This window comes from Paenibacillus sp. FSL R5-0914, assembly GCF_038004525.1.
In the GTDB taxonomy this organism is placed as follows: Bacteria; Bacillota; Bacilli; order Paenibacillales; family Paenibacillaceae; genus Paenibacillus_AQ.
In genome coordinates, this window is the sequence record NZ_JBBORH010000002.1 from 180,691 (window position 1) to 206,928 (window position 26,238).

Annotated in this window: 32 protein-coding genes; 29 read left to right on the plus strand and 3 right to left on the minus strand. The window is 41.3% G+C overall.

Going from position 1 to position 26,238, the window contains the following annotated elements; all coding sequences use genetic code 11:
• Positions 1–10: 10 nt before the first annotated feature.
• Positions 11–733 (plus strand): X2-like carbohydrate binding domain-containing protein, encoded by a 723-nt coding sequence (locus MKX60_RS16815; protein WP_341061125.1) that lies wholly within the window; start codon positions 11–13, stop codon positions 731–733.
• 343 nt (positions 734–1,076) lie between these two features.
• Here MKX60_RS16815 and MKX60_RS16820 read toward each other — a convergent pair whose 3' ends face one another.
• Positions 1,077–1,817: an SDR family NAD(P)-dependent oxidoreductase gene (locus MKX60_RS16820; RefSeq protein WP_341060480.1), complete on the minus strand. Its 741-nt coding sequence runs from the start codon at positions 1,815–1,817 to the stop codon at positions 1,077–1,079.
• A 131-nt stretch (positions 1,818–1,948) separates the two neighbouring features.
• Here MKX60_RS16820 and MKX60_RS16825 point away from each other — a divergent pair, with 131 nt between their 5' ends.
• Genes MKX60_RS16825 through MKX60_RS16835 form a run of 3 tightly spaced genes read left to right on the plus strand, consistent with a single transcriptional unit; the run spans position 1,949 to position 3,938 of the window.
• The gene (locus MKX60_RS16825) at positions 1,949–2,842 is read left to right on the plus strand and encodes a LysR family transcriptional regulator (protein ID WP_341060482.1); all 894 of its coding nucleotides are present in this window, start codon (positions 1,949–1,951) and stop codon (positions 2,840–2,842) included.
• A 49-nt stretch (positions 2,843–2,891) separates the two neighbouring features.
• Positions 2,892–3,191, plus strand: a complete 300-nt coding sequence (locus MKX60_RS16830) for a hypothetical protein (RefSeq protein ID WP_076282998.1) — start codon at positions 2,892–2,894, stop codon at positions 3,189–3,191.
• A gap of 42 nt (positions 3,192–3,233) precedes the next feature.
• The gene (locus MKX60_RS16835; protein WP_341060484.1) at positions 3,234–3,938 is read left to right on the plus strand and encodes an SAM-dependent methyltransferase; all 705 of its coding nucleotides are present in this window, start codon (positions 3,234–3,236) and stop codon (positions 3,936–3,938) included.
• Positions 3,939–4,042: 104 nt separating this feature from the next.
• Here MKX60_RS16835 and MKX60_RS16840 read toward each other — a convergent pair whose 3' ends face one another.
• Positions 4,043–5,257 (minus strand): MFS transporter, encoded by a 1,215-nt coding sequence (locus MKX60_RS16840; RefSeq protein ID WP_076283382.1) that lies wholly within the window; start codon positions 5,255–5,257, stop codon positions 4,043–4,045.
• Positions 5,258–5,430: 173 nt separating this feature from the next.
• Here MKX60_RS16840 and MKX60_RS16845 point away from each other — a divergent pair, with 173 nt between their 5' ends.
• The 7 genes from MKX60_RS16845 (at position 5,431) to MKX60_RS16875 (ending at position 9,501) form a co-directional block, all read left to right on the plus strand.
• On the plus strand, positions 5,431–5,640 hold the full coding sequence (locus tag MKX60_RS16845; protein ID WP_341060487.1) for a hypothetical protein: 210 nt from the start codon (positions 5,431–5,433) through the stop codon (positions 5,638–5,640).
• Positions 5,637–6,599 carry a phosphotransferase enzyme family protein gene (locus tag MKX60_RS16850; protein WP_341060489.1) on the plus strand — a complete coding sequence of 321 codons (963 nt, stop codon included), beginning with the start codon at positions 5,637–5,639 and terminating at the stop codon, positions 6,597–6,599. Before MKX60_RS16845 ends, MKX60_RS16850 begins: the two co-directional genes overlap by 4 nt.
• Positions 6,600–6,659: 60 nt before the next feature.
• Positions 6,660–7,145, plus strand: a complete 486-nt coding sequence (locus MKX60_RS16855; RefSeq protein ID WP_081382872.1) for a DUF3888 domain-containing protein — start codon at positions 6,660–6,662, stop codon at positions 7,143–7,145.
• A 180-nt stretch (positions 7,146–7,325) separates the two neighbouring features.
• Positions 7,326–7,661, plus strand: a complete 336-nt coding sequence (locus MKX60_RS16860) for a hypothetical protein (RefSeq protein ID WP_231573432.1) — start codon at positions 7,326–7,328, stop codon at positions 7,659–7,661.
• Positions 7,662–8,174: a DNA polymerase III subunit beta gene (locus tag MKX60_RS16865; RefSeq protein ID WP_341060491.1), complete on the plus strand. Its 513-nt coding sequence runs from the start codon at positions 7,662–7,664 to the stop codon at positions 8,172–8,174. It begins immediately after the preceding gene.
• Entirely contained in the window at positions 8,132–8,809 is a 678-nt protein-coding gene (dnaN, locus tag MKX60_RS16870; RefSeq protein WP_341060492.1) for a DNA polymerase III subunit beta, read from the plus strand. The genes MKX60_RS16865 and dnaN overlap by 43 nt, the downstream gene beginning before the upstream one ends.
• 71 nt (positions 8,810–8,880) lie before the next feature.
• Positions 8,881–9,501 (plus strand): hypothetical protein, encoded by a 621-nt coding sequence (locus MKX60_RS16875; protein ID WP_076282992.1) that lies wholly within the window; start codon positions 8,881–8,883, stop codon positions 9,499–9,501.
• Positions 9,502–9,609: 108 nt separating this feature from the next.
• Here MKX60_RS16875 and MKX60_RS16880 read toward each other — a convergent pair whose 3' ends face one another.
• On the minus strand, positions 9,610–10,227 hold the full coding sequence (locus MKX60_RS16880; RefSeq protein ID WP_042187213.1) for a nitroreductase family protein: 618 nt from the start codon (positions 10,225–10,227) through the stop codon (positions 9,610–9,612).
• A 263-nt stretch (positions 10,228–10,490) separates the two neighbouring features.
• Here MKX60_RS16880 and MKX60_RS16885 point away from each other — a divergent pair, with 263 nt between their 5' ends.
• From MKX60_RS16885 to MKX60_RS16970, 18 genes are all read left to right on the plus strand, one after another.
• Entirely contained in the window at positions 10,491–11,333 is an 843-nt protein-coding gene (locus MKX60_RS16885; protein WP_076283380.1) for a DUF2785 domain-containing protein, read from the plus strand.
• A 208-nt stretch (positions 11,334–11,541) separates the two neighbouring features.
• A complete protein-coding gene (locus tag MKX60_RS16890) occupies positions 11,542–11,985 on the plus strand; it encodes a DUF1641 domain-containing protein (RefSeq protein ID WP_042187214.1) in 444 nt (147 codons plus the stop codon).
• Between the two features lie 39 nt (positions 11,986–12,024).
• A complete protein-coding gene (locus MKX60_RS16895) occupies positions 12,025–13,203 on the plus strand; it encodes an NAD(P)/FAD-dependent oxidoreductase (RefSeq protein ID WP_042187216.1) in 1,179 nt (392 codons plus the stop codon).
• Between the two features lie 160 nt (positions 13,204–13,363).
• Positions 13,364–13,996: an SGNH/GDSL hydrolase family protein gene (locus tag MKX60_RS16900; RefSeq protein ID WP_076282991.1), complete on the plus strand. Its 633-nt coding sequence runs from the start codon at positions 13,364–13,366 to the stop codon at positions 13,994–13,996.
• A 319-nt stretch (positions 13,997–14,315) separates the two neighbouring features.
• Positions 14,316–15,236, plus strand: a complete 921-nt coding sequence (locus tag MKX60_RS16905; protein WP_341060494.1) for a hypothetical protein — start codon at positions 14,316–14,318, stop codon at positions 15,234–15,236.
• Positions 15,237–15,268: 32 nt separating this feature from the next.
• Positions 15,269–16,015: a type I methionyl aminopeptidase gene (map, locus tag MKX60_RS16910; protein ID WP_341060495.1), complete on the plus strand. Its 747-nt coding sequence runs from the start codon at positions 15,269–15,271 to the stop codon at positions 16,013–16,015.
• Between the two features lie 15 nt (positions 16,016–16,030).
• The gene (locus MKX60_RS16915) at positions 16,031–16,612 is read left to right on the plus strand and encodes a DJ-1/PfpI family protein (RefSeq protein ID WP_341060496.1); all 582 of its coding nucleotides are present in this window, start codon (positions 16,031–16,033) and stop codon (positions 16,610–16,612) included.
• A gap of 37 nt (positions 16,613–16,649) precedes the next feature.
• Positions 16,650–17,459 carry a hypothetical protein gene (locus MKX60_RS16920; protein WP_341060497.1) on the plus strand — a complete coding sequence of 270 codons (810 nt, stop codon included), beginning with the start codon at positions 16,650–16,652 and terminating at the stop codon, positions 17,457–17,459.
• 108 nt (positions 17,460–17,567) lie between these two features.
• Positions 17,568–18,827 (plus strand): MFS transporter, encoded by a 1,260-nt coding sequence (locus MKX60_RS16925; RefSeq protein ID WP_042187227.1) that lies wholly within the window; start codon positions 17,568–17,570, stop codon positions 18,825–18,827.
• A complete protein-coding gene (locus MKX60_RS16930) occupies positions 18,824–20,128 on the plus strand; it encodes an alkaline phosphatase family protein (protein ID WP_341060499.1) in 1,305 nt (434 codons plus the stop codon). Before MKX60_RS16925 ends, MKX60_RS16930 begins: the two co-directional genes overlap by 4 nt.
• Positions 20,129–20,330: 202 nt before the next feature.
• Positions 20,331–21,413, plus strand: coding sequence for a nucleotidyltransferase domain-containing protein (locus MKX60_RS16935; RefSeq protein ID WP_341060500.1), 1,083 nt, complete (start codon positions 20,331–20,333; stop codon positions 21,411–21,413).
• A gap of 233 nt (positions 21,414–21,646) precedes the next feature.
• On the plus strand, positions 21,647–22,522 hold the full coding sequence (locus tag MKX60_RS16940; RefSeq protein ID WP_179085712.1) for a YitT family protein: 876 nt from the start codon (positions 21,647–21,649) through the stop codon (positions 22,520–22,522).
• A gap of 122 nt (positions 22,523–22,644) precedes the next feature.
• Positions 22,645–23,067 carry an Rrf2 family transcriptional regulator gene (locus MKX60_RS16945; protein ID WP_042187235.1) on the plus strand — a complete coding sequence of 141 codons (423 nt, stop codon included), beginning with the start codon at positions 22,645–22,647 and terminating at the stop codon, positions 23,065–23,067.
• Positions 23,068–23,302: 235 nt separating this feature from the next.
• A complete protein-coding gene (locus MKX60_RS16950; protein ID WP_076299511.1) occupies positions 23,303–24,037 on the plus strand; it encodes a metallophosphoesterase family protein in 735 nt (244 codons plus the stop codon).
• Positions 24,038–24,098: 61 nt separating this feature from the next.
• The gene (locus MKX60_RS16955; protein ID WP_076299485.1) at positions 24,099–24,683 is read left to right on the plus strand and encodes a GNAT family N-acetyltransferase; all 585 of its coding nucleotides are present in this window, start codon (positions 24,099–24,101) and stop codon (positions 24,681–24,683) included.
• Between the two features lie 17 nt (positions 24,684–24,700).
• Positions 24,701–25,447 (plus strand): Type 1 glutamine amidotransferase-like domain-containing protein, encoded by a 747-nt coding sequence (locus MKX60_RS16960; RefSeq protein ID WP_076299510.1) that lies wholly within the window; start codon positions 24,701–24,703, stop codon positions 25,445–25,447.
• Complete coding sequence (locus tag MKX60_RS16965; RefSeq protein ID WP_341060502.1) at positions 25,444–25,809, plus strand: DNA-binding protein; 366 nt, start codon at positions 25,444–25,446, stop codon at positions 25,807–25,809. The genes MKX60_RS16960 and MKX60_RS16965 overlap by 4 nt, the downstream gene beginning before the upstream one ends.
• A 39-nt stretch (positions 25,810–25,848) precedes the next feature.
• Positions 25,849–26,181: a low molecular weight protein tyrosine phosphatase family protein gene (locus MKX60_RS16970; RefSeq protein WP_179086694.1), complete on the plus strand. Its 333-nt coding sequence runs from the start codon at positions 25,849–25,851 to the stop codon at positions 26,179–26,181.
• The last annotated feature ends 57 nt before the right edge of the window (positions 26,182–26,238 follow it).

The window sequence follows — 26,238 nt, forward strand, 5'->3', positions numbered from 1 at the left end:
AACCCCAACAATGGCAGGCTTTGATAAGAAAACTGCGAATCAAGCAGACGTAGGAGTAACTATGACGTTGAACGGAAATACGCTCAGCACGATCAAAAACGGAACAGCCACCCTCGTAGCAAGCACAGATTATACAGTGAGTGGTTCTACAGTAACGATCAAGAAAGAGTATCTGGCAACCCAAGCGTTGGGAAGCACTACGCTTACCTTTGAGTTTAGTGCAGGAACCACACAATCCTTGGTTGTCACGATTGCGGATACGACAGTAGCTCCTACTGCAGCATTGAAAGTACAGATGTATAATAGTTCATTGTCTGCTTCCGGAAATACGTTGAATCCAAAGTTTAAGCTGGTGAATACGAGCACAAGTGCTGTGACACTCTCTGATGTGAAAGTGAGATACTATTACACTATTGATGGTGAGAAGGCACAAAGCTTCTTCTGCGACTGGTCACAGGTGGGAAGCGCGAATGTAACAGGAACATTTGTAAAATTGCCAACAGCTAAAGCAAATGCGGATTATTATCTGGAGGTTGGTTTCTCAAGTGCAGCAGGTTCACTTGCGGCGGGTGCGAGTATCGACATTCAGGTGCGTGTGTCTAAAGAGGATTGGACGAATTACACTCAAACCGGAGATTTTTCTTTTAATGCGGTGGATACTAATTATGTGGACTGGAGCAAAACACCAGCATACGTGTCAGGAAACTTGATTTGGGGTAGTGAACCTAACTAAAGACATCACCAATATTTATGCAATAGAGGCTGTCCTAGAAGTAGAGAATTCTACTTTTGGGGCAGCTTCTATCTTTATAAAATAGACCAAACGACGATCGTGTGAGCTAGAGAGGAATTAGGGAATAACTCCCTGAAAATAGCCGATTTTAGCCTTAAATGAACGAAAACAGGGAATTCCTCCCTAAAAATCAGGGGAATTTCTTTATTTTCCAGCAAATCAGCTAAATTATAGGGAGGTTTTCCGTAATTACTATTTGGATGAGTAGATATATCAGAATTATAGGGAGAAATCCCCTAATTATTCAATCGGCGCTTCAATTGATATGCCATTTGTTTAGTTGTTACAACGTTTGTCCACTATCTACCGTAATGATCTGTCCGGTCATTGCTTCCTGTTCGAGTGTCGCGCAGACGAATTGAGCGATATCCTCAGTGGATGATAGACGCTGGAGCAGCAGATTAGGTGCTAATTTATGCATCTGTTCTTCTCGACCAGACCACCATCTAGTAGCAACAGCTCCCGGTGCGACACAGTTCACTCTAATAGTTGGAGCTAGCGCATGGGCTAGAGATTTCGTGAGGCCATGAACAGCAGCTTTGGAGACCGCATAAGGAAGGGAAGAGCCTAAGCCAGTTTGTCCGGCGATGCTGCCGAGATTGACGATGGTGCCTGAACCGCTATGGTTCATATACGGAGCAACTGCTCTGGCGCAGAAAAACATTCCTTTCACATTCACATCATAGAGTTCATCCCAGACTTCCTCCGTTGCTTTTTCCAGATCACCCAGCGCAATATGTTTAGTAATACTGGCGTTATTCACCAGCAGATCTACCGTTCCAAAATGCTGAATAATCGAATGGACCATACTTCGCACTTCCTGATCCTTAGAAACATCGGCTTGTACTGCTATCGCTTGCCCACCTTGATTTATAATCGTATTCACGGTTTCATAAGCTTCTGCCTCGGATCTAGAATAGTTCACTGCAACAAGGGCTCCGCGTCGGGCTAATTCCAGACTTACAGCTTTGCCAATTCCAGTACCTCCACCAGTTACTAAGGCTACTTTATTGTTAAGATCCATCCTTATTCACTCCTTTGGTTGGCGTATGTTGTTGATATAGAGTATTCTATAGTGATTATCGGATTTCGTATAATTGAATTAATTGAAGCTTTGGTTCAATTTATTTGAATTAAGTAGTGGAGGGCTCAGGAATGGATCTGAAAACAATAAAAACCTTTCAAACCATTGTGATTTCAGGAAGTTTTAACCGTGCAGCTGAGGAATTGAATTATGCCCAATCCACGGTCACGATGCAAATGCAGAGGCTTGAATCCGACTTAGGGTGTCAACTGCTTGAGCGGGGAAAACAAATCTGTTTAACAGAATCTGGTAGATTGTTTTATGAAGAGAGCTTACATATTGTTAAGGATATGGAGCGGTTACAGAGCCGTTTGGCCGATTTGAAGATAGGTGAAGCTGGCAACATCCGCATAGGGGTAACGGATCCGACGGCGAGCTATCGTTTGCCGCAGCTGTTAAGCAGCTTTATGACGCAGTTTCCGAAAGTGAAAGTCTCCGTGGAGATCGCGGGAACCGCTGCACTCAGTGAACTGCTTTTGCGAGGCGAAATTGATATGGCTGTATGTTCAGCGCCAGAGCTGGGTAAGGAGCTTTATTTTGAACCCTTATTTACGGAGGAATTTGTGTTACTTATGCCAGAAGAGCATCCGCTAGCTTCCAAGGAGAATATCACGCCAGAGGATTTACAGGATCATAGGTTACTTATTACGGCAGCAAACTGTCCTTATCGCAAAAAATTAGAAAGTGTGCTACAGGAATCAGGTGGTGCACCGTTCGATACTATGGAGATTGGAAGCATGTCGGCTCTAAAATATTTTGTAGAAAGTGGCTTAGGCGTCGCTCTTGTCCCTGAGATAGTCTTGAATCCGGCCCCTGCAGGAACGGTAGTGCGAAAACTGGAGGGAAAGGTTATCGATATGACCTGCGGTATCCTATGTAAACTTTCGGATTATCCCTTGAAGCTGGCGAGCTCCAGATTGTATCATTTTTTAAAGCAGGAGCTATCCGCGACAAGGATATTTTGAATTTTAAACGAATTGTATGTATTAGGAAAAAAAGAGAGGGCGGTGCTTGATGTTTTTAAGGAGAAAATTCAGTTTCTGGTTTTCGATTATTAGTATCATCATCTGTCTGGGTGATTATTTGGGGATTGAGATCGCAAACATCATTCTTGTACGACTTAATCCAATTATAGATACGCTGATCTTCATGAAGCCCTTTGCAAACTGGATGGTTGATGTTAATAATACGGAATGGGCTGCAAGCAGTATATTAATCAGCGTCAGATTTCCCACGTATGTAATTCATTTTGGGACGTTCCTAATTTTAGGACTTCTTATAGATTATCTTATACATATATTTAAACAGAAGTAAAAAGCGAGCAGTATTAGCCGAGATGAGGAAAGGTGAGATGAGATGAGCGGAGCAGAGGGAAAGCTTGAGTTGGAGAGGATTGTTTTTATAGGAAGGACCTTTGAGGAGTATTTGCAGATGTTCAAATTGAAAGAAAAGGATCTTGTAGGCAGGCGGATTTTGGATTGTCCTGCAGGTGCCTGCTCTTTTACAGCGATATCGAATCAGTTAGGGAGTGAAGTGACTGCTGCGGATATCGCTTATTATTACTCTGCGGATGAGCTTGAAGATAAAGGTATTCAAGATATTGAGCATGCTATGTCTGAACTGGTTAAGGTACAGGGCAATTTTGTATGGGACTACTTTAAGTCTATAGAGGATTTGACACAAGCGAGGAGTAGGGCTTTAAACGATAACATCAGGGATCAGAGACAAACCCCGGAGCGATATGTTCCTGTGATTTTACCTAATCTGCCGTTCAATGATGAGGATTTTGATCTGACATTGTCTGCGCATTTCCTATTTATGTATAGTGATCGGCTGGACTATGATTTTCATCTAAAGACTATTAATGAACTTATGCGGGTGACTAGAGGAGAGCTTCGTATTTTCCCTTTAGTTGATCTGTCTTGTAAAAGATATGAGCATCTAGATCGCCTTATAGATGAGATGGTTCAACAAGGTTTCGCTGTGGAGGAGATGGAGGTTCCTTATGAATTTCAAAAAGGGGCAAATCAGATGCTGAGCATTAGAAGAATGAAGCCATAAAATAGTAGATAGCTATAGTTTGTAAAATAAAATACGAGGGCGTCTCTAAGCTATTTTCATCGCTTTGGAGGCACCCTCGTTTTTAAATATAACCCTATAAAAAATTATGCCACTTTCTCTTTACGTTCTGCTACATAACAAGCAATCCCCAGTACCAGACCGAGTCCTACCAGAACGGCACCGACCCATGGCAGCGAAGTAATCGCAAGATGAGAAATGACCCATCCGCCGATGAAGGCACCTGTTGCGTTTCCGAGATTACCTGCAGAATGACTGGTTGTAGAAGCGAGGGCAGGAGCGGCCTGAGCCAGACTCATGATCCGTATTTGTAATCCTGGCATGACCGCAAAGGACACCATACCCCAGAAGAATATTGTGATTACCGCAGCTACTGGGCTATGCATTGTGAAGGAAAAGATCGTAAGAATGACACTAACCGCGAAATAAAGTCCCACGATAGAAGGCATCAGCTTCCAATCTGCAAGCTTCCCGCCAACGATATTCCCGATGGTTACACCACAGCCGAAGAGAACTAGAATCCATGTCACACTATGCTCGGCAAAGCCGGTAACTTCCATTAGCAGTGGCGCTATATAAGTGAACACTGTGAACAAGCTGGCGTTACCAAGCGCACCGATCAGTAAGAATAGAAGCAGTTTAGGATTAGCTAGCGCAGAAATTTGCTGGATTACACTAGCGGGTTTGTCTTGTTTAATCTTTGGAATGAAAATAAGAATGCCGATTAGTGCAGCGACGCCCATGACTGCTATCGCAGCAAATGAGGCGCGCCAGCCCATGTTTTGCCCAATAAATGTTCCTAAAGGAACACCGATGATATTAGCAATCGTTAGACCAGCCATCATAATGGATACGGCTCCGGCCCGCCTATTGGGCTTGACCAGATTAGAAGCGATCACTGCACCAACGCCAAAGAAAGTCCCGTGTGTTAAAGCAGTGATGATACGAGCAACCATAAGAACGGTATAGTTTGGAGCAAATACAGAGATTCCGTTGCCTAGAATAAATAATACCATGAGCAGGCATAACAGTTTCTTTTGTGGAATTCGTTGTGTAAGGATGGTTAGAATAGGAGCACCGACGGCTACCCCAAGGGCATACATCGTGATGAGCTGACCTGCAGTAGAAATACTAACCTGTAAATCTTTGGCGACATTTGGTAAAATACCCATGATGACAAATTCAGTCATTCCAATGGCAAAAGCGCCTACCGTAAGTGAAAGAATAGAGATGGGGAAAGGTTCTTTGCGTGTTTTTTCCACACGGTCTGGTTCCTTGTTGAGGTTTGGAATTGCGTTCATGGTGCCGATGTTCAACCTTTCTTCTGTCTGTAATGAAGCTCCACCCTTATTAAGATGATAGATCCGACATGTAGTACTGCTTTATATTATTTAGTTTTCTGAAATTATTTTCAAGAGAAATATTTATTTCAGATATTTTCATTTTAAATAATCATTGAAGGGATGGATTGTTCATGATGGATGAAGGCCAAGTCCAAGTGCTTGAATTACCAGAAATGAAGCTGATAGGCTTGAGTATTACTTCTTCTTTTATAGGGCACGAGCCAGAAAGAGTAGAAGCGATGAAGCGAGAGCAGTATGTATATGCATTGACTATTGAAGTCTATCAGTTTGCTAATCCTACGTGGCCTGATGAGGTTGATGTGTACATTCCATTGCGATGAGAAATAATTATAAGCAAGCAGCTTTAATGGCGCTCCAGCACTTTGACCTCGATTGGACACAGATTCGTTTCAACCAACGATCGGACACTTGCACTTTTGTAATAGAGACAAATAAAGAGGGGACTTTTTTGCTGCGTCTTCATTCGGGGAGATCTAAAGAAGAAATTAACTCCGAAATCGCATGGCTGGAGCTTTTGAAGAGCAAAATTGATGTCCCCCTGCCGAAAGGCGTTCATGATCGAACGGGTTCTGTTGCGTTCAAAGTGGAGCAAGGTAATGAGGATGGTATATATGCATCGTTAATGCGCTGGGTTGAAGGCGAACATGCGAACGAAAGACTTACCGAAGAACAAATTTACAAAGAAGGCGTTCTATTAGCCAAGCTACATAAAGCGGCACAGCAGCTTGAGTTACCTCCAGGCTTTAATCGTCCTGTGTGGGATGAACATAGCTTTAGAAAAGCAATGCTCCGATTAAAGCTGCACTACCATAGTTTTCTTTCGGATGATGAGTTCGTGCTGTATCAGTCTGCGGCTGAGAAATTATACGGCTGGTTAAGCAAGCAGCATAAAAATAAGAACAGAAGGACTTATGGGGTTATCCATGGTGATTTACATCAAGGGAACATCATATTTAAAGAGGGTGAACCTCGACCGATTGATTTCGGAAGATGTGGCTGGGGATATTATCTTTATGATGTGGCACATACCATTCTAGGGTTGTATCCTTTACAAAGAGAACTGGTCATTAAGGGTTACGAAAGTGTGGCCAAGCTTGATGGGGAGTGGTTTCAGACTTTAGAGAATTTTACGGTCATGGTTATGATCGAAAATTATTGCCATCACGCACCCGACCCTAGAGAAACCGAGGGACTGAAAGCAGAACAGCCTTATGCGCAAGCGATTCTAAGGAATTATCTTAGGGGAGATCCCTTTCTTTTTAACACAATTGAGATTTAGCGTATAAAAATAGGGCCTCCTTGGGGAATTTATAAAAAGTTCCCTAAGGAGGCTATTTTGATGAAAAAAAGCTGGATTGCTCCTCTTCTTATCGCAGTTATGTTCTTGCTGGGGCAACAACCTTGCTCCGCTAATGGGTTAGTTCAACCGCAAGCCGAGGCTCCGTCCAGAGCTGATTCGGAACCGAAGCTTCCAGATCAGGATTCCCGCGAGCTCATGTACAAAGACACAATGATGCTCTTTCTTTTACCCCATATTGAGAAAAAAATGGCTGAGATTTATGCGCCACTTCTGACGGTAACTCCTACAGTGTATCCTTATTTAGTAGATGTTACAGATATAAAGCGAGTGAATGGATTTCGTCGGTTTGATTTCTTAATTACACTCAATATACACCCTACAGTGGGTCCACATCTTTCCGTTGGAGAGGATACTATGACTTTTAGAATCACTCCTGGTCCTAAGGTGAAGTTAGAATCATTCAAGCATTTGAGAGACCCACGAAAGTCTGACCTTACACCAAATTACCAGAATATCTTGAGATAGTGCGGTAATTAACTCTTACAATCACACTTTCGAACGCTTACCCAGCTAACCACACACTCCGATCTATGGGGTGTTTTTTTTTGTGTCTAGAATGGTGGTGGATTATTGGCATGTATGGTATTATGAAAATAGTGGATTTATTGATTTTAGTTACTAAATTCAAATTATGAGGTGTGAGGATTGAGTGATCATAAATTCGAAGACGAACACAGAGATGAAATTTTAAGTGAATTCAATTCTAAAATCACAAGCGATATCACAAGCAGCTCTAAGGATAAAGTTAAGGTAGGCGTAGCTACTAAAGACGGGCAGTTAGGGTTTCTTTTTACGAGGGGAGGTCTTCGGGAAGGGGCTGGCAGAAAAAGCACCGGTATAACTAAAAAGGTATCTTTGACGTTACCAGAAAACATCTGGCAGGAAATAGAGCAGGCTTGTGAGGAACAGAACGTATCTCGCTCCCAGGTATTTCGGAACATTATTGAGGCACATTTTGCAAAGGAATCTAAGGAGAGTTAGGTGAGGTCTTTGCTAATCCAAGTGTCAAAAGATTCTCTTAGCACTGCACTACAAGCAGCCTTAAAAGCTATATCCGCGAATAGTTCCTCCCGTGTTCTTTCCGGAATACATATTCAGGCGCAAGCGGAGGGTCTGACTTTAACAGCCAGCAATATAAGAATGACCATTGAATATAAGCTTCCTGTGAAGATGGATTCGATGATTGTACACAAACCAGGTGAGATCGTAGTGCCCGCACGTTATTTTTATGAGATCATCCGCAAGCTTGACCCTGGATTAATTAGGCTGGAAATCGCAGAGACATTGATTCTAAATATCCAATCGGGCAATACTCAGTTTCGTTTATGCGGGATGGACACTGCAGAATTTCCGAGAATCCATTACGTGGATCATCCAAACACCCAAAAGATACGCATGAAGAACACACTGTTGAAGCAATATTTAAACATGTGGTTTTTGCGGTCTCTTCGTTGGAAACAAGACCTGTGCTCACAGGTGTTTCACTTCAAATAGATAATCAAAACATTCGCGTAGTCGCCACTGATGGCATCCGCCTCGCTCAGCATGTTGTTGAAAACGTAGAAGATTACGGAGCAAGTCCTTTAAATGTCATTATACCGGGCAGCACCCTTGAGGATCTTTTAAAAATAATAAACGATGATGAGGGCAGCAGCACCCAAATCGAGATAGGTCAGAACCAAATCAGATTTATTTCTGATGGCTTGAGGGTTCAATCTGCGCTACTTGAGGGCACTTATCCCTATGTTGATAATTTAATTCCACAAGTATATATATCCGAAGTGATCGTTAAGACAGAGCGTTTGTTGCGTGTGGTTGAACGTATTGCTATATTGGCTGGTGAAAGTGTAACGCTCGGTGTATATCCCTCCGGTATACTTCATTTAATATCCAGGACCGCCGACGTGGGTGAGGCAAAAGAGGAGATTCCATTGGAGTATCTAGAAGGTGAATATTTTCGAGTAGCTTTTAACGGAAAATATTTCAGAGACATCCTTCGGGCGATCGATAGTGATAGGCTTAGAATAAGGTTTGCTGGAAAAGAAAGACCACTGGTGATACAGCCTGTAGACATGACTTCGTCCACACTTTTTTTAATTACACCAATGAGGACGCAGGATGGAGGATAGGCATATGAGCTTGCTAAGAAGAGTTCTCTTTGCTGAAAAAATATTATATTAATTACTTGGAGGGATGATCTATGAATCTGTTTCAGATGGGATCAAAGCCGCTTGGGACCGAACGAATCACAGCATTTTTAGAGGATAATTATGTGAGTATCGGATATCCCGGAATAGGGGATTTGGAGAACATCAGTAAAGTGGAGCTCCGTGATCGGATGATTCATGCATACCAATACAGTGAGTTGGAGCTTACAGAACATATACAAGCCATTCAACTCTTCGTACATACGATGCAGGATGGCGATTATGTGCTGGTGTGTGATGGAGATTGGGTACATTTAGGTGATCTAGGCGATTATTTTTACAATGAATTATTTGACACGCCAGACATCGGTACATGCCATCGACGTGGTGTAACTTGGCTGAAAAGTCTTCCTATAACCGATCTAAACGCAGGGATAAAAGAGTTTCTTAGCAGTAGTGGAGTGGTCAAACAGTATAAGGGGCCGATGCCTAGTGCTCGTGTGGATCTGTGGATTACAGGTTCTTCTGATTCAGAGCAAGCGATGAGTAATCGAATGCATGTGGATGAAGAGACATTATCAATGGCGCTCGATATTTTGAAGGAAGCTCTTGTTAGTGAGAACGCCGAACGACGGGAACGAGCAGCGATTGCAATTCTTCAGTATGCTAAGTAGTGAAGAAAGATTTAAGCTCCACATCCTTAGTAAAAAAGCGTTCCATCCGAACTTCAAATATCGGATGAAACGCGCTTTGTTGTATCTATCGATATCTTCCAATAACCCTCAGATAAATTCAACGAATTCATTGACCGGTTTACGATAGCCACGTGGTCTGATTTTATGTTTCTTGTCTTTGCCGATAGTGATCAGCATAACCGGTACCATATGATCGGGTAGATTTAAAGTGGATTGAATCGCTTCCGGATCAAAGCCGATCATCGGGCAGGTATCCCATCCTTTATCTTTGGCAATCAGCATGAAGTGCATGGCAGAGAGTGAAGCATTCCGAATAGCCTCATCTCTTTGGAAAGCATCATTTCCTTTGTATGCATTGTTAATCGTTTCTATCTCTGCATCATAATCCTCTTGACTCATAGCCCCTAAAGCTTTAAGTCCTCCGAAGATTTCTGGGGCTTTCAGATAAGCATTCTTATCCCCGAGTACCACTATTACCGCTGAGGCGGAGTGGATTTTATATTGACCGTAAGCCGCTTTACGAATCTCATCTTTTAAATTCTCATCAGAAACCACTTTATAATTGGCATGTTGAAGATTATATGCAGATGGAGCCAATCTGGCGTAAGAGAACATTTCCTCTAGTTCATTCTGAGGGATCTTCACCCCTTCAACAAAATTCATAGCAGACCTGCGGGATTCAATCAAATCTGTAAAAGCGCTCATGAGTTATTCCTCCATATGTTATGTATTTGCTTGTTAATTATAAATAAGTGATATTTATAAATGAACTAACTATTAGTTACTAACTCAAAATAGCACAGTTAATTATATTCGTCAATGATTAAATTCACTTCATTTACATTCAGCTCTCTAAGTACTTTGGAATGTCGAAGAATAATTACTATGTTGTAAAATATTGGGATGTAAATTAGGATATTAGGATACGAAAAATTTAAATTGCTTTTATTAATGAAAGGGTGGGAATGTTGAACGATACTAGAGAGCAGTTGATAATTGACTTGCAAAGAATTGAAGAGAACGATTACGAGCTTAAAAGTGGGGAGCAATTAAGGGATTATGTGAAATTGATGCTTGAGTACATAGGAGATCCACAGCCGAAGCTACGAGATGACTTGATCTATTCCACCTTCTACAAATGGATTAACGAGAAACAATGGTTTAGTGATGCGGAGCTTCGTGAACTACTTTTGATTCTCCTTGATGAGCAGCATTTGTTCTATTACATTGGCAGCAAAGAAGATCAGGCTGTGTTCACAAGAACGTTTTCGGTACTGATCGTTGCGCTGATTCTTCAGCGGCATAGGGAACAGGCTTTTTTAGCTAGCGCAGAGTTTACAAATGTGAAGGAAGCGCTGATTAGATATTATGAGGAAGAACTGGATTTACGAGGATTTATGCCAGAAGAAGGCTGGGCACATGCTGCAGCCCATGGCGCAGATGCCTTGGATGAACTGGTACTCTGCTCGGAGAGTGATGCTGCAATAAGAGAAGAGGTTTTGGCAGTCATCCAAAGGATGCTTTACAACGATCAGCACATATTTAGCGACGAAGAAGATGAACGGATCGCTACGATTGTAGCTACAATGATAGATCATCATTTACTTCCACAACAATCTATTGTCGACTGGATTCGCAACTTGGAGCAATGTGGGGGGTGGCCGAGAAGCCGTGGCCAGTACGTTGCTCGTGTGAACACCAAAAATTTCGTTCGTTCTCTGTATTTTAGATTGCTACCATTAAAGAACAATCCGGCAATGGTCGAGGTTTTATTGAAAGCGGAGATGAATTTGAATGAATTTACACAATAAGCATTTAATCATCTATGCATGTATAAAAAATATCGAAAATTATGACTAATTTATTTTAATGTAATAAAAATCACAAAACTTTAGAAAAAATCAAAAACTTTGTGACATTTATAACTTGATAAGTGCTATAATAGAAATATGGCGTTATAAGTTTTTATTTTTTTATTACTATTAAGCAGCAAAGCTTATTTGCAGAGGAGATTCGGATATGTCAGAAACAATCACTCAAACACAACCTGAGCAAGAATCACCAAAATTAGCTGTCACTCAAGAACAAATGAATGTTCTAGAGCAGCTATTGAAGCCTGAAGTTCAGGAGTCGTTAACTGTCTTAGTGGAACAGTTGCCAAAATTAACAGAGCTTGTCGGCGTGCTCACAAAGTCATATGACTTTGTTCAAACTGTTGCTGCGGATGAAGTCTTGAAAAGTGATACGGTAAGTGCAATTAAAGAACTTGCTGAACCAGTGGTTCATTCGGCGAAGAATATGGCAGCTACAGTGATCGAAGCGCAAGATCGTGCGAATGAAAATAGCGATGTGATCGGTGTATTTGGTCTTATGAAGATGATGAAAGATCCACAAGCACAGAAGCTTTTCCGTTTCGTAAATGCTTATCTTCAAGTTGCCGGCGAACGCAGTCAACAGAAATAATATTTTTTATATCTCATTCGTAAGGACGGAGGAAACATCATGTCTAAACATATTGTCATTCTAGGAGCAGGTTATGGTGGTCTACTAAGCGCCTTAACTGTACGCAAGTACCTGAAGAAGGACGAAGCTAAAATTACAGTCGTTAATCAATATCCTACACATCAAATTATTACAGAATTGCATCGTCTTGCAGCGGGTAGTGTTGCAGAAGGTGCTGTTGCTATGCCATTAGCTAAGCTTTTTGCAGGTAAAGATATCGACCTGAAAATTGCAAAGGTGAATTCTTTTTCTGTTGAAAACAAACAAATTACACTATCTGATGGTGTGACATTGTCCTACGATGCTTTAGTTGTGGGTCTTGGAAGCACTACGGCTTATTTTGGCATTCCAGGTCTTGAGCAATACAGTATGGTTTTGAAATCGGCAGCAGATGCTAACAGAATTCATCGTCATATTGATGAGCGTATCCGTGAATATGCGAAGTCTAAAAATCCAGCGGATGCAAGCATCCTAATCGGTGGCGGTGGCTTAACAGGTGTTGAACTTGTTGGTGAAATCGCTGATGTGTTGCCAACACTCACTAAGAAATATGGCGTGGATCCTAAAGAAATTAAACTGATGCTGGTTGAAGCAGGCCCTAAGATTTTACCAGTATTGCCAGATGCATTGATCGAACGCGCAGTGGCAAGCTTAGAAAAACGTGGTGTTCAATTCTTGACAGGACTACCTGTTACGAATGTAGCGGATAATGTCATTGACTTGAAAGATGGTCAAAAAATTATTGCTAACACCTTCGTATGGACTGGTGGCGTACAAGGAAATCCACTGATTGGTGAGTCCGGTCTTGAAGTGAACCGTGGTCGTGCAACGGTAAATGAATTCTTGCAATCCACATCACACAAAGACGTATTCGTTGCTGGTGACAGCGCCGTTGTCTTTGCCGAAGATGGTCGTCCATATCCACCAACTGCACAAATCGCTTGGCAAATGGGCGAATTGATCGGGTACAATCTTTATGCATACTTGAAGGATAAATCATTTGAATCCTTTAGTCCGATCAACTCAGGTACGCTTGCGAGCTTAGGTCGTAAAGACGGTGTAGCCATTGTTGGTGCTAGCTCAACTCCGCTAAAAGGATTACCTGCAACCTTGATGAAGGAAGCAAGTAATATTCGTTACTTGTCCCACATTAAAGGATTGTTTAGCTTAGCTTATTAATTGTATTATTGGAAAACCTGCTCTAATTTGAGCAGGTTTTTTTGTTGATCTCTAGTGGTTTCTACCATGAATTGTTAATGATTGTCCTAGTACGTAGTATTCATTTTTGATATACTATATTGGCTAATATTAACAGGGGAAAATAGGGGAGGATTACGTGATGTTATTCCGACAAAACGATGTCATTCTGTTTCAAGGCGACAGTATAACGGATTGGGGTCGTAATTATGATGATGCTTCATCGCTTGGTGTAGGTTATGCATTGATGGTCGCCGCTCGTCTGGGGCATTTATATCCTGAGAAGAATCTTACGTTCTATAATCGTGGAATTAGCGGCAACCGTGCAGTAGATTTGCAGGAACGCTGGGAGAAGGATTGCCTGAATCTGAAGCCGACTTGGGTGTCCATATATATTGGGATAAATGACACTTGGCGCCGCTTTGATTCTGGTCAGGAAACAACGCCTGAACAATTTGAAGCTGCGTATCGTGACCTGATCGAACGCACGCAGCATTCGCTGGCTGCTAATTTAGTCTTAATCGAGCCATTTGTGTTGCCTGTCCCAGAAGATCGTAGAACTTGGCGCCAGGATTTGGACCCTAAAATTCACATTGTTCGTGAATTGGCACGTGAATATGGTGCATTACTTGTTCCGTTGGATGGCCTGTTTGCTGCGGCATCCGTGAAAGCAGAGCCTGCTTATTGGGCTCCGGATGGAGTACATCCATCACCTGCGGGCCATGCACTTATTGCAGAGGCTTGGCTTAAGACGGTTAGCGCAATTCAAGCTTAATCGTCTGATCCTATCACTACATATTTACTTGATTCTATAAGACTAGAACCACTCATTGAAGGAGCAGGTTGTAGTCTTTTTTTAAAATATAAGAATTTATATGCTCCATGCTATAAATTATCCTTATATTTCTCGCTTAAACATTTCGGAAAGTCGATTTCTTTAAATTTATGGACGCTGTTATAATTAGGTTATGTTTCTTTTCTTGGAGGTGGTTCGCATTAGGAAATTACTATGGGTTGTACCCTTGTTCTTGGTTGCTCTTTTAAGCGGGTGTAAGAATGATGTGGGCTTCATCAATGCAAGGTGGATCGCCGGAGTGTCTTTAACTCCTGTAACAACTAGTGATCAGAACCAAGTTGATCGACCCGAACATTTTGAGACCCTAATACTGAAGGACTCCGCTCTGATTAAGGCGCTTTCGGAGGCTATGAACAAGAGCGATAAATTATTGGGAGAGCTGGATTGGGCTCCTGAATTTAAAATGAAGCTTGTTTATGGTGATGGCTACTCGAAGGATTATTACATAGCAATAGGTGATGAACCCGGCTATAAAGGAGTATTTACTACAGCTGAGAATGGTGGTCAGGGCTACTCTATTCCGGTGAAGAATTCGGACCAATTAAGGAAACTCATTTTTGGAACAGCAGATCAGGCGAACATAGAACAGACGGAGTCGCTGGAGTCTTCTGTTAAGGTTACAGGTCCAGTAACGATATCACATAATGATCTCTATCCCTTAACTAATAGAACTGGATTCTTGAATCTGCAGCTTTTAGATGGAACCTACAGTGAGGATTGGACAATACCAGGTCCGTTGATGGGAAGGAATTGGAGTGGCAGATTTGGGCTTGTTCTTATCGATAATCAAGGGAGAACTTTGAATAGCTTTCCACTCAGTGAATATTTTGAGGATCCCATAATATTTAATGATTTTTTTCAAATTCAGTTTGAGGACTATAATGGCGACGGCGATCCGGATTTTACGATTGGTCAGTACGGATCCAGTAATGGTTACTTCTACAAGCTATTTACGCTTAGAAAAAATAACGTTATAGAGGAATTAGGGATCAAACCCGACTCTGATTTATTTATCAGCAGTCCAAAGGGGTATTCGATAAAGCTTGATAAAGTGGATGATCATAGCTTCAAGAGAAGTTATTACGATAATGTAGCGGGTAAACAGATGGAAGATATTTTTCAGTGGAATGGAAGTGCATTTCAGAAGTTAGACAAGTGATTCATACCAGAAGTGAGAGGAATGTGTGATAGATGACGAGTGATACCATACAAGATTTAGAAGGGCTAAAAGCCATAGGGAAAGTAGTAGGACATACCATCGCCGAGATGAAAAAGAAAGTAACTCCAGGTATGACAACAGCGGAGCTTGATAAGATTGGAGCTGAAATTCTAGCGGAATTCGGTGCATCTTCAGCCCCAATGATAACGTATAATTTTCCAGGCAGCACCTGCATTAGTGTGAATGAAGAGGTTGCTCATGGGATTCCTGGTCCTAGAGTGATTAATGCTGGTGATTTGATTAATATTGATGTATCTGCTGAACTGAATGGTTATTATGGGGACGCCGGAGTTTCGTTTCAATTACCACCTTATAATGATGACATTCTTCGTCTATGCCAGAGTGCAGAGGAAACTATGATGAGCGTGATCAATTATCTGAGAGCAGGGATGAAGGTCAATGAGATTGGCAGAATGATGGAACTCGAAGCTCGGAAACGCGGCTATAGAGTGGTACGTAATCTGTGCAGCCACGGGATTGGCAAATCACTCCATGAGAAGCCTTTTGAAATCTTACCTTTCTACAATCCAAGAGTGACTACAGTGTTAAAAGAGGGACAGGTGATTACGGTTGAGCCCTTCCTTTCTACTGGAGCAGATTACGTGGAGCAGCAGTCGGATGGATGGACACTGAGTGTCGTAGACAATGGCCGGGTAGCACAGTTTGAACATACGATTATTGTGACTAAAGGTGAGCCTATTATCCTAACCAAGCCATAAGAGGAGAGTGCGAAATTGAAAATCGCCTTTATACTTTTTGACGGGATTACGTTCTTAGATTTTGCGGGGTTCTATGATGTTATTTATCGATTGGGGCAATTTGAAATCGGCAAAAATTTGTCTTGGGATATATGTGCAGCGTCGGAGGAAGTGACGGATGAGTTAGGTTTCACAGTTAAAGCTGGAAAAGTGCTGCCAGAGCTTTCGGAGTATGACATGGTATTTGTACCTGGAGGGATGGGGACACGGAAACTTCGTTATGATGAAGGTTTTGTCTCGTGGCTTGCTGGTGCTCACAATGTTCCTTATAAGGTATCTGTCTGCACAGGCTCACTGCTGCTTGGGGCTGCGGGGCTGCTAGGAGGGAAGAAAGCTACTACCCATCCATCTGCCTATGAATTACTAAATCCTTACTGTGAAGAAGTTGTGGGGACCCGTATTGTGCATGATGGTAATGTGATTACAGGTGGTGGAGTTTCCACTTCCATTGATCTGGGATTATATCTGATTTCATACTTGGCTGGAGAAGCAGCGATGAATTCGGTAAAAAAGCAGATTGATTATCCATACGAGATGCAGGGGATTGTTAGAATCTGAAGGTAAATACCGGAGGGACCAGAGAGGACTGGACAAAATGATGGTTATGCTGTTTCAGCGATGGGTAAGCGATAAGGAGCAGTGGGTACAGCTTAGAGATTTGCTGATGAAGGAGAGCAATCTTCCCGGACCACGAGTAAATTTGGAGCTCTCAGGCAAATTTGCCAAACATTTTGCCCATCCTAAACTAACGGAAACAGACTGGGAGTTTCTTAATTCATGGGCTAATCTTACAGAGGCAGAAGCTGGGGTGAATGATCCCCGTGAGTTTCTGCCGTTTTGTGCGGTTAGAGCGCTGGGCGCTTATTACAGCTACGCTGAAGAAGAGCAGCGAATTGTGATTCAGAGCATCATTAAGACAGCTATGAACGACTCCAGATGGAGGATGCGTGAAGCGTCTGCTATGGCGCTGCAAAGTATAGGGGAGGATGGTTTTTCTCTTGTCAGGCAGCTGATCGACATGTGGGAGAAAGGTGCGAATAGGCTTGAACAACGAGCCTTTGTAGCAGCGTTAGCGCATCCTCCTCTTTTAAAAAAGAAAGAGAATACGCTTTATTGTCTTCAGTTGGCTACTCGAATTATGGAGAGTTTGGGTAGTGGGGAAGTACAATATGAGGACGCTGAGCATTTTCGTGTATTATCTAAGGGACTTGAATACAGCTTAAGTGTATTTGTGGCTTGTGAACCTGAAGCGGGTTTTGCCATGCTGGAGAAATTCGCTAAGAGCCGAGATACCCGAATGATTAAGATTGTGAAGAGTAATCTTGGTAAGTCACGTTTGAGTAAAAAGTATGCTCTACAGGTTGCTGAGGTCCTTAAGAGTTTGACAATACAGGAGAGGACATGAGGAACAGCTCTCCATTGGAATTATGAAGTGTAGTTTTACATGCATTTAACATGCCACATATGCTTAAGTGATATAACAGAAGGAACTAGGTGAAAAGGTGGCTGTTAGATGAAACTAAGTAAAGAGGAAAAATCATGGATTTTATATGACTGTGGAAATTCGGCGTATTCGATGGCGGTTACAACGGCTTTACTGCCTATTGTATTTGGGATGTTTTCGAATGTTAACAACAGCATGGATTTGGGGTATTTTAATTCCATAGCGAGTATTCTGGTGGCCATCCTTAGCCCGATTTTAGGGACGATGGCAGATTATAAGGATAAGAAAAAACGCTTCTTCATATTTTTCTCATTGATCGGCGTGATAGCTACTGCTTCGCTGGCTTTCGTTGCACCTGCGAGTGGGCAGTGGCAGTTATTGATTGTATTTTATATTTTGTCAGTCATAGGATTTGCCGGGGCCAATATTTTTTATGATTCTTTTCTGGTGGATGTAACCACGGATGAAAGGATGGATAAGGTATCCTCAAAAGGGTTTGCTTTTGGATATATCGCCAGCGTTATTCCATTCGGTATCAGCCTACTGCTGATTCTGTTTATGGGGATGGATAAATCAATCGGCTATCAGATTGGATTTATAATCACTGCCCTTTGGTGGGGACTGCTGACCATGCCTATGATCAAGGATGTGCAGCAAAGATATTATATAGAACCTGAACCCAAACCGGTCATTAATAGCTTTAAAAGACTGGGAGACACGTTTAAAAATGTCAGACAGCATAAAGTAGTATTTGTATTCTTGATCGCCTACTTTCTCTATATTGATGGGGTAGATACGATTATTAAAATGGTAGTGCCATATGCCACATCGGTACTGGGTGCGGATGCTTTTGATACCTTTACTTTACTGGGGATCTTATTAGTTATCCAGATCATCGCATTTCCGTGTGCTATCCTGTACGGTAATCTTGCCAAAAAATACTCAGCTAGAACAATGATCATCGTGGGGATTTTTACATATATCATTTCTTGTATCGCGGCTTACTTTATTACTTCAGTGTGGCATATATTTATTCTGGGAGCGCTAATTGGATCTGCCCAGGGAGGGATTCAAGCGCTTAGCAGATCTTATTATGCGAAGATTATTCCTAAGGAAAAATCCAATGAATTCTTTGGCTTTTATAATATCTTTGGCAAGTTTGCGGCGATTGTGGGTCCTGCTGTAATGTCATTAACAACTACCCTAACAGGCAACGCTAAATTTAGTATTTTAGCGATTATCCCACTATTCATTATTGGATTCTTCGTATTTATAACTTTACCAAAAGAGAAGCTTGAACAAGATGAACCGAAGGGACTTATCCTATGAAGTCAAGCAAAGAACAAACGGCAATGGCCAAACATCTGATTGTCATCTCTTACGATGCCTTTTCAGAAGACCAATGGGAAATGGCCAGCTGTCTTCCAAACCTATCGAAATTGATTAAGAACGGAGCGCATAGTAATCAATTAAAAAGTGTATATCCCACGCTCACTTATGTGGTACACACTACGATAGCAACCGGTGTATATCCAGATAAGCATGGTATCCACCATAACAATCCATTTCAGCCGTTTGTGAAGGAAAAGGAGCAAAGCTGGTTCTGGTTCAGAAATGCGATAAAGGTGCCCACGATTTATGATGCTGCGCGCGAGCATAACATGAGTACCGCAGGAATCCTCTGGCCGGTATCAGGGAAATCCTCAATCCAATATAATATCCCTGAAATCAGAGCCATCAACAACGAAAATCAGGCACTGAAGGTGTTAAAAAGCGGGAGCCCGTTATATTGCATTGAAATGGAGCTGAAATATGGACGGCTTCGAAAAGGGATTGAACAGCCTTATCTGGATGACTTCACGACAAAGTGTGCGATAGAAACGATTAAGCGTAAAAAGCCTAATCTTCTTATGATGCATTTGATTGATCTGGATGACGCCAAGCATGTCTACGGCACTGACAGCGATGAAGTGAAGCGGGTAATCACACGTATGGATAAGAGATTAGGTGATATTATACAAGCAGTGGATGAAGCCGGGATAAAGGATGACACGGTTTTTTTAGTTTTGGGTGACCATGGCCAGTTCAATGTTCGGTATAAAGTGCATTTGAACAACCTTTTGCAGGAAAAAGGGTTGATCTATGAAGAGAACGGCGAAATGAAGTGGAGAGCTTACTTTCAGTGTGGGGGCGGATCCGCTTATCTGCATATTAAAGAAGGTGATGAAGAAGCTGAACAATTAGCGTTAGCTGTTATTCAGGAATATATGGATGATGACGCTTCAGGTATAGAGGAAATGTATACTAGAGAGCGGCTGAATCAACTTCATGTGGGCCCATCTACTAAATATATGCTTGAAGCTAGGAGAGGCTATTGTTTCGATGAGAGCATGGATGAACCTACGATTGTTGATTTGGACAAACAAGGGATTAAATATGCTACGCATGGCTACTCTCCCGATAAAGAGGATTATAGATGCAACTTGGTGATCTCAGGGAACAAGGTGAAAAGTGATTTTCCCATAGGGGATCTTAAAATGGTAGATATAGCTCCTACGATGGCAAAGATTTTAGGGATTGATTTTAATCCTTGTGACGGAAGACCTTTAGATGAAATTTTCATTTACTAAAGCAAGCTGTGAGAAAAGCATTCATAATTACTAGATAACGCGTTGGTAGAGAAGAGCCGTACTCTCGCCAGCGCGTTATTTGTTTACCTGGGAGGAGGAGAGCATGTGCTTGGTATAGATTGAATATATATAAAGTCGGAATACTTACTGGAGCTATATCCATATACAATGAAATTAAAATGGAGTAAGAGGAGAATTGGATATGGATGCTGATATTAGACAAAAAATTCTAAATAAAAATGACAGACTTATTAGTATGGTTATTGAACGTGCTAAGAGAGATTTTCCTGATGACATTGCAATCATTGGGCTTACAGGTTCTTTCAGTACCGGAGATTTTCATGAAAAAAGCGATCTTGATCTAATTATAATTAATAACACGGCCCAAGGCTGGGGGATATCTACGTGTTTTATTCTGGAGGATGTTGGATACGACATCTATTGTACGCCATGGGAAACAAGGATAGAAGATCAAGCGAATCTAGAGAGCCCAATGATTTCGTGTCTGATAGATTTAGAGCTGTTATATTGTGCGAAACCCGAATATCTGGAAAAGCTAAATTTATATAAACAGAGAGCTTTCGATGCTTTGGCAAAGCCTATAGGGAGTGAATGTATTAGTAGAGCGAAAAAGAATATAGACATAGCAAAACAAGAATATACGAATACATTACTTTCTGAAGATATCGGAGCAGTGAGGTATGCTTCATGTGAAGTTGTATACAATTTGGTAAATGCTCTAACACATTTGAACAATACCTATTTTAAAAGGGGACTTAAGAGATATCTGGAGGAAATAGCTACGTATCGTTATGTTCCTGATGATTTTGAAAATATATATATGGCTGTGATCGATGCGAAGACAATTATTGAAATCAGAAGTGCATCCTATAGATTTTTAGAAAGCGTCAATGATTTATATAATAAAATGTATAAGGATTTTGTGATTCAGCCTGTCCCTACCTATGATAATCTTGGTGGCACCTTTGAGGAATTATGGTGTAACTGCCGCAATAAGGTTATAGCAAGTGTGGAATTAAATGATAAATCTTATGCTTATTATGCAGCCATGGGCATACAAAATTTTCTTGATGAAATGACAGAATCAAGGGGAACAAAAAAGTTTGATATTATGCAGTATTTTGATTCAGATCATCTGCATTTATTTAAAGAGCAGTTCCTGCAGGTCATGGATGAATATCTTGAAGAATATAATAAGGTGGGAAGGGAAGTTGAACGATACGATACTTTTGAGGAATTATATAACGAATACATGAAGGTGTGATAGAGATAGAGAAGATTACCAGATTACGAATTTTCGTAGTCTGGTTTTTTCATTTTTTATGGAACGATAAGATTATTTTAAGTCATATGGGTAAAATAATAGATATCATACTAGCGGCGTCTGATTTGCCAAAGTGGTGACATTTATTATAGACTGTTTTTTGTCGGCTTTTGTCCAGTGGATGTTTTTCACTTGCAGTGATATAAAAAACTAATTTGAAGTGGGGAAATGGAATGCATGGAATAAGACAGCATCAAAAATCAAATAAGCTGAAGATATTTTCAAAAGTCATATTAATTATTATAGGGGCACTTATAACTTCATATGGCCTGGAATCCGTATTAATACCTAACAATGTTTCAGATGGTGGTGTAACAGGCCTAAGTATCGTTGGCTCACAGCTGTTTGGATTACCGTTAGGGCTGCTAATTGTTATAATTAACATCCCATTTGTTTGGTTAGGATATAAGCAAATTGGTAAAAGCTTTGCTATTTATTCCATTATCGGTATTGCCTCACTAGCCATTGGTACAAGCCTAATGCACCATGTGCCAACGATTATTGAAGGAGATACATTATTAATTACTGTTGTAGGCGGGATTATCATCGGTTTTGGTATGGGTTTAGCGTTACGTAATGGTGGGGCGTTAGATGGGATCGACATGTTGGCTGTATTGCTTTCACGAAAAATACCTTTTGGGACAAGTGATCTAATCTTATTCCTAAACATGTTTGTCTTTATTGTTGTTTCAACTGCATTTGGGCTACAAGGGGCGATTCTATCCGCACTTGCTTATTTTATTGCTTCTAAAGTGATTCATATCGTTGAAGAAGGTTTGAGCGGCTCTAAAACTTTCAAAATCATCACCGTTCAACCGGAAATTATGGTGGAAACGATTCGTGACCGATTGGGACGTGGGGCAACCTATACTGATGCATACGGTGGTTACTCCAATGAACAATTCAAAGAAATTACCTGTGTAATTAACCGTCTGGAAGAAAGCAAAATCAAGGAAATCATTCATGAAATTGACCCTAACGCTTTTGTCGTAGTTTATGATGTAGCAGAAGTTAAGGGTGGTAATTTCAAAAAGCATAATATTCACTAATTACGATCCTGAATTGCATCTCCTTCAGTGTTTGACAAATGCATAAAATGTAACTATTATTGTTGCATCTGATTAATGCACTTGTTGCTAGCCGGGTAGTATGGCAAAAGGAGAGATTTATAGTGAACATCAGCACCCGATTTGCGGTAGCCATTCATATATTAACGTTAATCGACAGTAATAAAGAGGGTAAAAGTACCTCGGAGTGGATAGCTGGTAGTGTGAACACCAACCCTGTAGTTATCCGCCGGCTAACTAGTATGTTGCAAAAAGCAGGACTAGTAACGGCCCGCCCCGGAGTCGCAGGAGCCTCACTTTCACGTAGTAGCGCTGAGATTACACTACTTCAGATTTATAAGGCAGTAAACGCGGTGGAGGAGGATTCGTTGTTCTCAGTTCATGAGCACCCTAACCCCGATTGTCCAGTCGGCAAAAATATAGCCAGCGCCATTGTACCGGTATTCTCGCTCGCGCAAAAGGCGATGGAGAATGTCCTTCAGGAGGTTACTTTGGAGCAGATTGTGAATGAAATGCCTGAAATATAACCACTCCATATCGCAACGTAGAATGAAGACCACAACATGTGCTAACGTGATTGTGGTCTTTTTTTATTGGAAACATATCAAGAGGCTCCGAATGGCTCGGGTCAGGAGAGTAGTGCCTTAAAGAAGGGAAGTAGGGCGTAATCATAGAATCTGTATTTAGAAGGCATAAAACAGATAATACTTCATATAGGGAAACTCTAATATGCTGAAGTGGAAAATGAACGGAGGATTTACAGTGGAACAAATCGCATTAATCTCAGATATTCATGGAAATATCCCGGCTTTGACAGCCGTATTAGAGGATATTAAGCAGCGTGGAATTAGTAGGATATTTTGCCTAGGTGATATTGTTGGTAAAGGACCAAATTCAGATCTAGCCGTTGATATCATTAAGAACAATTGTGAAATCAGTGTTATGGGAAACTGGGATGATTTAATGAATCAGGATGTTGATTTTGAAATGGCCCGGTGGAGTCGGAATTTGTTAGGGAAAGACCGCCTTGCTTATTTAGGTACATTACCGTTCTCGATTGAGTTTATGATGAGTGGTAAGTTTATCCGTTTATTTCATGCTTCACCGCGAAGCTACTATGAACGGATTCAGCCTTGGGACGATTATGAGAAGCGGCTGTCTATGTTTGGTTGTTCTGATCTCTGCCAGGAGCAGCGACAAGCGGATATCGTAGGCTATGGGGACATTCACAATGCTTTTATACAACATTTAGAAGGGAAGACTTTATTTAATGTTGGCAGTGTGGGGAATCCTCTAGATGTCACTCAGGCATCTTATGTGATTTTGGAGGGGGAGTATGGAGGCCTGACAACAGCATCTTTGAATATACAATTTGTAAGAGTTCCTTATGATATTGAGTTAGCCATTCAACAAGCCATAGATGCAGTTATGCCAGCTACAGAGCCCTATATTCGAGAGCTTAGAACTGCGCAGTATAGAGGGAATGCGCGGGGATAGAAGATGAACTTTCGAACGGTGACCTTGATTCACAACATCAAAAAGTAACGGAGGGAACGAATTGAAGCTTAGTCATGTATTTGAGCAATTCCCTACTTTGGAAACCGAACAACTAACACTGAAAAAAATTGAAGTTAGTAACCTTGAAGAGGTATTTGGAATTTATAGCAATGATCAAGTGTTTGAGTACTGCGGAATTATTCCGAAACATAATAAAGATACAGTAAAGAATATGATCGGACATTTCGAACGTGATTTTAATAAAGGGTTAAGAGTGAAGTGGGGAATTTTCCGTAAAAATAATCCGTACATACTGCTAGGTATCATCGAAGCTATGGATTTTAATCAAAAAGTGGATATGGTCACGATTGGTTATTTTTTGGCGGAGTCTTATTGGGGAAAAGGGATTGCAACTCAGGCCGTTGAAATGGTGAAAAAATATTTATTTGAGACGGCAGAGGTCAATCGAATCCAAGCTGAAGTCATGCCTTTTAATGAGCGGTCCAAGCGGGTCCTTTTGAAAAGTGGCTTTCTGAAAGAGGGGACGTTAAGACAAGCCCATGTATGGTCAGGTAAAGGGCTCATTGATTTGGAGATTTACAGCATTCTTGCAGAGGAATACGGAAAGGGAGAAAACAGATCCTAGTGAAAGTAGGGGAGATTATGGGGACTATCGTGGTAATCGGTGGGGGAGAGCTAACCGATTTAGAAACGCTTGAAATGGATCGTGAAGTTGTGAAGTTAACCCAGAAAGTTAATCCGAAAGCGTTATTTATTCCAACAGCTAGTAGTGATGCACCAGGTTATTGTGATACGTTCAACAAAGTGTACGGCGAGATTCTAGGATGTGAAACAAGTCATTTATTGCTTGTGAGCCAAACCTATACCCATGAAGAAATCGCAGAGTTAATTATATCCGCTGATCTGATTTATGTTGGTGGTGGTAATACCCGAAAGATGCTGGAGATTTGGAAAAATACCGGCGTAGATGCTCTTCTAAAAGAAGCGTACAACTCGGGGACTATTTTGGCAGGGCTGAGTGCAGGTTCCATTTGCTGGTTTGAATATGGGCATAGTGACTCTGAAGCGTTCGACGACCAAGGGAACTGGCAGTATATTAAGCTTGAAGCGATGGGGATTCTGCCAGGTATTCATTGTCCGCATTACAATGAGGATATTCGGGTTGAGGATTTTTCGCGTATGGTAAAAGACGGAGGTTTGCTCGGAATCGCAGTGGATAATAACTGTGCCATCATCTACAAGGATAATGAATATAAGGTGATGTCGACCAGAGAAGAAGCTAAAGCCTACCGTGTGATGGACTCAGAGCAAGGTGTTGTCGTTACGCAAATCGAAGAACACCCAAGCTACAGACCTCTTCATGAAGTGTACGGTGGAGGTGATCAATGAAGTCTAATCAAATCTCAATTATCGTGGCGAGTCTTATTCTAGGGATTTCATTTATTATTGGATGTTCAATAACTAATGGCGATAAAGAGTTGGAAGTTGATCAAGACCAGACTCCATCCATAGTAACGACAGATAAGCTTTTGATGGATATTAAAGAGACGGCCTTATACTTAAATCTGACTGAAGATCAAGTGATGAATATTATTAAAACGGAGCATGAGAATTTAAGTAGATCGGGCATTTTTCAAGGAACTATGTTTCCCTATATCAGAGTTGGTAATGAATATCTTTTTAACAAAGACTTATTAACAACATGGGTTTCGGATGCCTCCTTAAATAGGAGGGTTTATCTAAACCGATAAACGAAATAAGGTATTAATTGAATAAGGAAGGTGCTCTCTATTAAACTACTGTTTGTCTGCAGCCAGAATCGCTGGCGGAGTTTAACTGCGGAGAAGATATTTCAAGGAATTGATGGTCATGAAGTGAGATCTGCTGGAACAGAGGATCATGCCAGAATCAAACTTTCTGAAGGACATGTGGGCTGGGCGGATGTTATTTTTGTGATGGAGAAGAAGCATGTTCGAAGAATTCAAGATAAATTCAGAGACGGTGTAATCGGCAAAAGAATAATTTGTTTGAATATATCAGATGATTATAAGTATATGGATGAAGACTTAATTGGACTTCTTGAATCCAGTGTATCTGAATATTTACAGGAATGGCACTCCTAAGGATGAGGTGTTCTTATGAATCATGTTTGGCTGTGAATCAGTCAGCATGATTTTTTT